Origin of the sequence: Microcoleus sp. B4-C2, assembly GCF_036705265.1 — a bacterium.
GTDB lineage: Bacteria > Cyanobacteriota > Cyanobacteriia > Cyanobacteriales > Microcoleaceae > Microcoleus.
In genome coordinates this window covers 1-7,592 of sequence record NZ_JAUBUB010000160.1, presented here as the reverse complement: position 1 = coordinate 7,592, position 7,592 = coordinate 1, and the positions used below count along the sequence as shown (strand labels likewise).

Genomic DNA, 7,592 nt, shown 5'->3' with positions numbered 1-7,592 from the left:
CGAAAATCCTCAAGAAAGAGCATTTATCCGTGGGGTCGCCTCTAAAATCTAAAATCTAAAATCTAAAATCGATTGACCAGCAGTGCGTCAGCCATAAAATAGTTACGCTCTCGATCATCAAATAAGAATTACTTGCATTAATATAGTAAAGCAATGACTATAGATGGCTGTAGATAGACCATCGTGTCAATTACCAGATGAAAAAATCTATCATTATAGAACAATGAGCATTTCTCGGCGTATTTTTCTTGCCAGCGGTACAGCAATGGCTGTCGTGGCCGTGGGGGAACTAACCAAAAAAGCCCCTGTCGCAGCCCAAACCGGCACTCTCAACCTTTATTCAGCACGTCACTACGATACTGATAATGAGTTGTACCAAAGCTTCACCAAAAAAACTGGGATCAAGGTTAACCTCGTTGAGGCGGATGCTGACCAACTAATTGAACGGATCAGAAGTGAAGGTGCAAATAGCCCCGCTGATGTTTTCATCACGGTGGATGGTGGGCGTTTGTGGCGGGCAAAACAAGCAGGTATTCTGCAACCTGTTTCTTCAACAGTCCTGACATCGGCAATTCCAGCAAGTTTGCGAGATCCTCAAGGTTTCTGGTTTGGTCTATCGCGCCGGGCACGGGTGATTGTTTACAACAAAAGCAAGGTGAACCCTGCCCAATTGTCAACCTATGAGGCGCTGACAGAACCTCGGTGGAAAGGCAAAGTTTTAGTGCGATCGTCCACTAATATCTATAATCAGTCTCTGGTTGGGGCTATGTTAGCAGCTCATGGAGCTCAAAAAACAGAAGCTTGGGCGCGAGGATTGGTGGCTAATTTTGCGCGTCCTCCAGAGGGAAATGATACGGCACAAATCAAGGCTGTTGCTGATGGGGTAGGCGATCTTGCCATTGTTAATACCTATTATGTAGCTCGCTTAATGAAATCGAAAGATCCAGCAGAAAAGGCGATCGCGGCGAAAGTAGGTGTATTTTTCCCCAACCAACGCGATCGCGGTACCCACGTCAACATTAGTGGTGGCGGTGTAGTCAAAACCTCCCGTAACAAAGCAGGCGCGATCAAATTCTTGGAACACCTAGCCAGCCGCGAAGCGCAACAGCTTTTTGCTAGGAGTAATAACGAATACCCTGTGATTTCAGGTGTGGCGATCGATCCTGTAGTGGCAAGTTTTGGTACATTCAAATCTGACCCTCTCAACCCTGATGTGTTTGGGAAAAATAACCCCGAAGCTTTAAAGGTTGCCGATCGGGCCGGATGGAAATAGAGGCTTTTTGAACAAGAAGCTACTCTTTGTGATTCGGCGGTTGAAACCGCCGAATCCCATCAACTTTAATTTTTAATTTTACCATCCGGCATGATAGCGCCTTTCAGGTTTGCCCCTTTGAGGTTAGCCCCAGTCAAATCAGCACTATTTAAGTCAGTTTCACTTAAATCGGCATTACTAAGATTGGCATTATTCAGTTTTGCACCTCGCAAAAAAGCCCCCTTGAGATTTGCATTACTCAAATCAGCATTTGTGAGATCGGCAGAAAATAAACCTGCTTTTTCCAGAGAAGCACCTTTTAAATTTGCACCTTTGAGATTGACGCTATCGAGTAAGGCTTCATTAAGTTTGACATTTTCTAGCATAGCACCTTCCAACTTAGCACCATTGAGATTAGCGCTTGTTAAATCAATGTCACTTAACTTAGTATCAGTCAGGTCACATCCTGGACATTGCTTAGTTTTTTGTAATGTTTCGAGGGGACCCGCCACCTGTTTTTGGCATCCAAAGGTGACAAAAATAGTAAGTAGTAACAAGGAAATTGTGCCAGTAGTGCGGATAAACATTGCTGAATTTTTATTAATCATCTTGATTTATGAAAGAAAAAGGAAGAGGGATGAAGGGTTGATACATTCTCCTGAAACCCGCCAGGGAATAAATTCCCCCTCTTATAGCTAAAGTCGGTTGAAACCGACTGAAATCCTAGCTGTATAGTCGTCTTCAGACGACTTTCGCTATGAGACAGGGGTTTCAACCCCTGTCGGACTATAGCTTTAAAAGAATCAATCACCTCTGCAAGCAGGGAAGAGATTTGGCGGTTATTGTGTTGAAGACTTGCGCGATCGCGCAATTTTCCAACTTAATAAAATAACCGGTAACATCCCCACTAAAACAATTGCCAATGCTGGGCCAGAAGCTTCAGCCAAGCGCTCATCTGAGGCAAGTTGATAAGTTCGCACAGCCAAGGTATCAAAGTTAAACGGTCTAATAATTATAGTAGCAGGTAACTCTTTCATGACATCAACGAATACTAACATCATGGCAGTTAGTAGACCTCCCGTCATCATTGGTGTATGAACTGTAACTAAAGTTTGCATCGGGCTATAACCCAAACTTCTCGCCGCATCATCTAAATTAGGCTTGATTTTGCCCAAACTTGACTCCACCGCATTTAAAGAAACAGCAAGGAAGCGAACTATATAAGCAAATACCAAAGCTGCGATCGTACCACTTAACAACAAGCCTGTAGAAATTCCAAAGTTTTCACGCATCCAACTATCAAATAGATTGTCCATTTTTCCAATGGGAACCATAATCCCAACTGCAATCACAGATCCAGGTACAGCATAGCCCATTGCCGCAACTCTAGTGCCTAACTGCACTCCTAAATTAGGATATAACCGTAACCCATAAGCCATAATCAAGGCAATAACTACGGCTAAAATTGCTGTCAGTGTTGCCAAAATTAAACTATGACGGGCAAATATCCAAAAGCGTTCATCTAAGGTGAGTTGCCAATTAGCTAAGGTCAACTTTACTAAAAGACCTCCTGGCAATAAAAAACCCAAAAACAGCGGCATCAAACAAGCAGTTACCGCTAAGATTTCCCTGATTCCTTTAAGTTGATAAGTTTGTAGTTGGCGATAGCGGCTGCTAGCTTGATAATATTTAGTCCGACTCCGCGACCAGCGTTCTAGTAATATTAAACCCAGAACAAATAATAATAGCATCGCCGCTAATTGATTGGCTGCAATTCGTTCTCCCATGCCAAACCAAGTCCGATAAATACCTGTGGTGAATGTATCCACTCCAAAATACTGAACAGTACCATAATCGTTGAGAGTTTCCATCAAAGCCAGTGCTAAACCTGCAACAATTGCGGGTCTTGCCATTGGTAAGGCAACTGTCATAAAACTGCGCCAAGGGCTACAGCCGAGTATTCTACTAGCTTCTAGGGTACAAGTTGATTGCTCCAAAAAGGCAACTCTTGTTAATAGGTAGACGTAGGGATATAAAACTAAGATTAGCATTAAGATTGCTCCAGGGAGCGATCGCACGTTAGGAAACCAATAGTCTCCATAACTCCAGCCAAAAATATAACGCAAAGCACTTTGAACTGGGCCGGAAAATTCTAAAAAGTCTGTATAAGTATAAGCTAGGACATAAGCTGGGGCCGCTAAGGGTAACAGTAATGCCCATTCAAATACGCGACTGGCCCGAAAGCGACACATTGTTACTAGCCACGCACATCCTACGCCAATCACGACAACACCCAAGCCTACACCGATCATTAACCAAAAAGAGTTGATGATATAACGGGTTAAAACTGTATCGGTTAAATGTTGCCATGTATCTTTAGCTTCAAAAAAGATACTGGATAAGACACTGATCACTGGTATGGCGATCGGCAATGCTAAAGCGATAATTGCAACTGTCCACCCACTCGCCGATAAACCGCGTAAGGTCGATCGCCATTGGATTGTCCTGATTCCTGTTTGCTGTAGTGATTTTTGGGAATTTTTCATCGCTAGTAAAAAGTCTAGCCTGCTAGTTTATCAGTAGTTGTAAACATTTGTCAAGCCTTTATGATAATTAATCTCACTAAACTGGTATATTGTAGAATAGTAAGTTGTTGATTATTTATAGCAATAATGGCTCGACCGATAATTCTGCATTTGGATGGTGTAACAAAACAGTATGCCCAAGCTGCATCACCTGCGGTGGCATCTGTCACCCTGACCTTACATCAGGGAGACATACTGGGGTTGTTGGGGCCATCGGGTTGTGGGAAAACAACGTTGCTGCGGTTAATTGCGGGTTTTGAACAGCTACAAGCAGGGACGATCGCCCTAGCAGGGAAAACTGTAGCCAGTGTTAATATGTCAGTCGCGCCGGAACAGCGAGACATTGGTATGGTGTTTCAAGACTATGCACTCTTCCCCCATTTGACAGTCGCGAAAAATGTAGCTTTTGGCTTGACGCATCAAGGAAAAGAGTCAAAGCATAATATTCAGAAAGGTGTCACCGAAGCATTAGCGTTGGTGGGATTAGAAGGATTAGAAAACCGTTATCCCCATGAATTATCCGGGGGTCAGCAACAGCGAGTGGCCCTGGCGCGTGCTTTAGCCCCTAGACCTGCGATTATTTTACTAGATGAACCATTGAGTAATTTAGATGTACAAGTACGGTTAAGATTGCGTCAGGAAGTCCGCGAGATTCTCAAAGCAACGGGAACCTCTGGTGTATTTGTCACCCACGATCGCGAAGAAGCACTTTCAATTTCAGATTGGGTAGCGGTGATGCGTCAAGGCCAATTAGAACAGTTTGGCACTCCAGAGGAAGTTTATCAAGAACCAGCATCTCGATTTGTGGCTGAGTTTGTGACGCAAGCTAATTTTGTGTCTGCATCGCTGAAGCAGGATTTTTGGGAAACAGAAGTAGGTTGTTTTGCTGTTAAACGAGATTCATGTTCACAAGTTCCCTGTGATGTTTCTACTCAAGGAGAATTGATGATCCGGCAGGAAGACTGGAGTTTATACTTAGATGAAGATTCGCCTGTTGTGGTTTGCGATCGCCAATTTTTAGGCAGAGAAAATCGTTATTGTTTAAAAACACCTTCTGGCGAAAAGTTATATGCCCTCACAACCACAGGAAATGTTTTTCCTATTGGTTCTAAAGTTCGGTTATCTTGTGGTGATAATTCTCCCTTAGCTTTCTTTGTGGGTAAGCCTAAGCCATAGCTAATGGCTAATTGCTAATAGACATCTCCCAAAAAGAATCTAAAACCGTTCTCCTATGTAGAAAAGGTTATTTGCAGCCACTCAACAGGAAGGTTACATTTTTTCCCGACAGGTGAAATGCGATCGCCCGCAACTCCTTCCCATCGCTCGCCCTCTTTCCCTCTCCTCAAAAAATACAGCTACCACCAAGGCTCAAATCAGATCCGGATCGATCGCCAATATGCCACCAACCCCGTCAGCAACGAATTCCCCTAGCTATCCCACCACTCTAACCATTGCTGAGTCTGATTTTGATAAATGCCTTCCCATAGGCCCAATTTTACTCCCATAAGTTCGATCGGCTACTGAAGGGAACAATATTAAAAAATAAAAGCCTTTCATCCCCGGACTAAAGTCACCGGGATGAAAGGCTTTTGCACGTTTTGACCAGCCTTCAATCTGGTTGGTTTGACAGATTTAAGCTAATTTTATTCAAATGAAAGTATCTTAAATTTCGGACTTTTTTCCTTGCGATTCCGGCACAGCAACTTCTGAATCCTGCTGATTCAGAGCCATTTCTAGAGATTTTGCAATCTCGACTGACTCAGGAGTACGCTTAGAAAATCCCCAGACAAACATCAAGACGATACTGGAAACTAGCAGCCATTGCGGCGGAACTAAATCGGGATTAATTACTTTCACCAACAACCGCATTCCCACGAACCCAACTGTGATGTAACCAGCACTTTCTAGGTGAACGAACTCATCCAGCCAGCGGATGAACAACCCTGCCATGAATCGCAGGGCAATAATTCCAATAGTAGCGCCTGTTACTACGATAAAAGTGTTGTCAGACACAGCGATCGCAGTAGTAACGCTATCCAATGAAAACGCTAAATCCGTAAAAGCAATCATGGGAATTGCTTGCCACACAGACGCAAATCTGGGCCCGTGATGTTCTCCTTCAGAGTCTGTATCTGAAGTAAAATGTTGGAAAACAAGCCACAGCAGGTAGAGAGCACCAAGCAGCTCAAACTGCCAGTATTGGATCACCCAAGTAGCCGTTAAAATTAGGGCGATCCGCAGTACAAAAGCAATTATCAAACCCAAGTTGAGAGCTCTTTGCTGATCCTTGGCATCTTCCAAACCTTTAGAAATAGACGCCAGGGCGATCGCGTTGTCAGCCGAAAGTACAGCCTCCAAAGCCACCAAAACCAACAATAATAAAAAGCCGTCAACTCCAAAATTGGGTGAAGCGTCGAGAAATTGATCTAGCATTAACTATTTTGTGCACCTAAAATTGGCAAGGGTCGAGCGCAGCGCAAATTACCCGCTCTGTCTAACATTAGTTTCACCTTCACTTAAATCTTAACCTAACGCGGTAATTCTGTGGGAGGCGATCGTCCGAACAACGTCCGAAGGAAGCAGTCCCAGGAAACAAAGAAAAATTCTCCCCCTCCGACACTCAAAAACTCCGCCACTGCGCCACTGCGCTACTGCCCCACTCCTCCCCGGACGCACCATTTGTGTTGCAAGTTGTAACAAATGATTCCCAAAAGCGCCAATTTGTCTCAAATTGGTGAAAGCTCGTCCCCGCGAAAAGGAGTTTTGCGAATATGTCTTTAACAGATACCCAAGTCTACGTAGCGCTCGTAATTGCTTTGATTCCCGGAATCTTGGCTTTCCGGCTGTCAACTGAACTGTACAAATAGTTTCCAGACAACAGTTGCGAACCGCAAAACGCCTGCCTGAGCAGTTAAATCTCTCGCATTACAGATACAGACAATTGCTGCCCCAGTGCAGTAGATTGTTTGTGTTCAGCAAGACGAGACTGCAAGGGCAGGCATTTTTATGGGGAAATTCCGTCTTCAGGCGTCACCTTTGTCTCAACAATTTTGGCTGTCAGCACCCTGACAAACAGCGGCGAGTGTGCGTTAAGCTCAGAATTTGCTCTGTTGAACTCTAAAACGTCAGTCTCAGGTATTTGAAAAAAAATTATGCAAGCGATTCAACCCCCCGTTACCCCACTGCGTCCCGTAAAAAAATCCCCTCGGGTTACTCCTCGTCGCAGCAGCCGCCAGCGTTCCTACCCTCACCAAACCCTCGCGGCCGAAACAGGGGTCAAGTTGGCAGTCAACATGGTACTTTCAGTCTGTGCCACTTCTGCTTTGCTTCAGCTTTGGCCTCACTACCGGGCGGTGCAAGAAAAATTGCACGAAATCCAAGCTGAAGTCAATCTTACCCAAGGGCGAGTCGATCGCTCGCGATCGGATTTTAACCGCTACTTTGACCCTAGTCTTGCTAAAACTGTGATGCAAGAGCAAAGCAACCAAGCTGACCCGCAGCAGCGTCCGGTGATTTTGCAAGAAGCCGAGGTGCCCGACGCCGAGGAATCAACCCCCCAACCTTAAGGGAACGGCTGTTTTGGGTTTTGATATCACGTCCGATGTGCATCATTCTTGTATGTCATTGGTTCGCACAGCGAACAATTACAGATGAATATGTCGGACGTGATATCACTTTTAAGGATCGCGAATTAAATAACTTACAATTTTAATTGTTATTGTGGGATGGGCGTCCCGCCCGTCCAAAAAGGACGG

General features: G+C 44.6%; 7 protein-coding genes. 4 read left to right on the top strand and 3 right to left on the bottom strand.

Translation table 11 applies throughout. The features are described 5' to 3' along the window. Positions 1-223 precede the first annotated feature (223 nt). Positions 224-1,273, top strand: a complete 1,050-nt coding sequence (locus tag QUB20_RS27560) for a Fe(3+) ABC transporter substrate-binding protein (RefSeq protein WP_333051751.1) — start codon at positions 224-226, stop codon at positions 1,271-1,273. A gap of 65 nt (positions 1,274-1,338) precedes the next feature. Here the strand turns inward: QUB20_RS27560 and QUB20_RS27555 are convergent, their stop codons facing one another. Together QUB20_RS27555 and QUB20_RS27550 are read right to left on the bottom strand one after the other, a co-directional pair. Then, positions 1,339-1,860 (bottom strand): pentapeptide repeat-containing protein, encoded by a 522-nt coding sequence (locus QUB20_RS27555; protein ID WP_333244049.1) that lies wholly within the window; start codon positions 1,858-1,860, stop codon positions 1,339-1,341. Between the two features lie 231 nt (positions 1,861-2,091). After that, on the bottom strand, positions 2,092-3,798 hold the full coding sequence (locus tag QUB20_RS27550; RefSeq protein WP_333249239.1) for an iron ABC transporter permease: 1,707 nt from the start codon (positions 3,796-3,798) through the stop codon (positions 2,092-2,094). A 126-nt stretch (positions 3,799-3,924) separates the two neighbouring features. On the opposite strand from QUB20_RS27550, the gene QUB20_RS27545 reads away from it, so the two are divergent. Further along, positions 3,925-5,013, top strand: coding sequence for an ABC transporter ATP-binding protein (locus tag QUB20_RS27545; protein WP_333051761.1), 1,089 nt, complete (start codon positions 3,925-3,927; stop codon positions 5,011-5,013). Positions 5,014-5,499: 486 nt separating this feature from the next. Here the strand turns inward: QUB20_RS27545 and QUB20_RS27535 are convergent, their stop codons facing one another. Beyond that, positions 5,500-6,270, bottom strand: coding sequence for a TerC family protein (locus QUB20_RS27535; RefSeq protein WP_333244043.1), 771 nt, complete (start codon positions 6,268-6,270; stop codon positions 5,500-5,502). A gap of 338 nt (positions 6,271-6,608) precedes the next feature. Here QUB20_RS27535 and psaM point away from each other — a divergent pair, with 338 nt between their 5' ends. Both psaM and QUB20_RS27525 read left to right on the top strand, forming a co-directional pair. Then, positions 6,609-6,704 (top strand): photosystem I reaction center subunit XII, encoded by a 96-nt coding sequence (gene psaM / locus QUB20_RS27530; protein WP_015174804.1) that lies wholly within the window; start codon positions 6,609-6,611, stop codon positions 6,702-6,704. Between the two features lie 285 nt (positions 6,705-6,989). After that, a complete protein-coding gene (locus tag QUB20_RS27525; RefSeq protein WP_333249236.1) occupies positions 6,990-7,403 on the top strand; it encodes a slr1601 family putative cell division protein in 414 nt (137 codons plus the stop codon). The last annotated feature ends 189 nt before the right edge of the window (positions 7,404-7,592 follow it).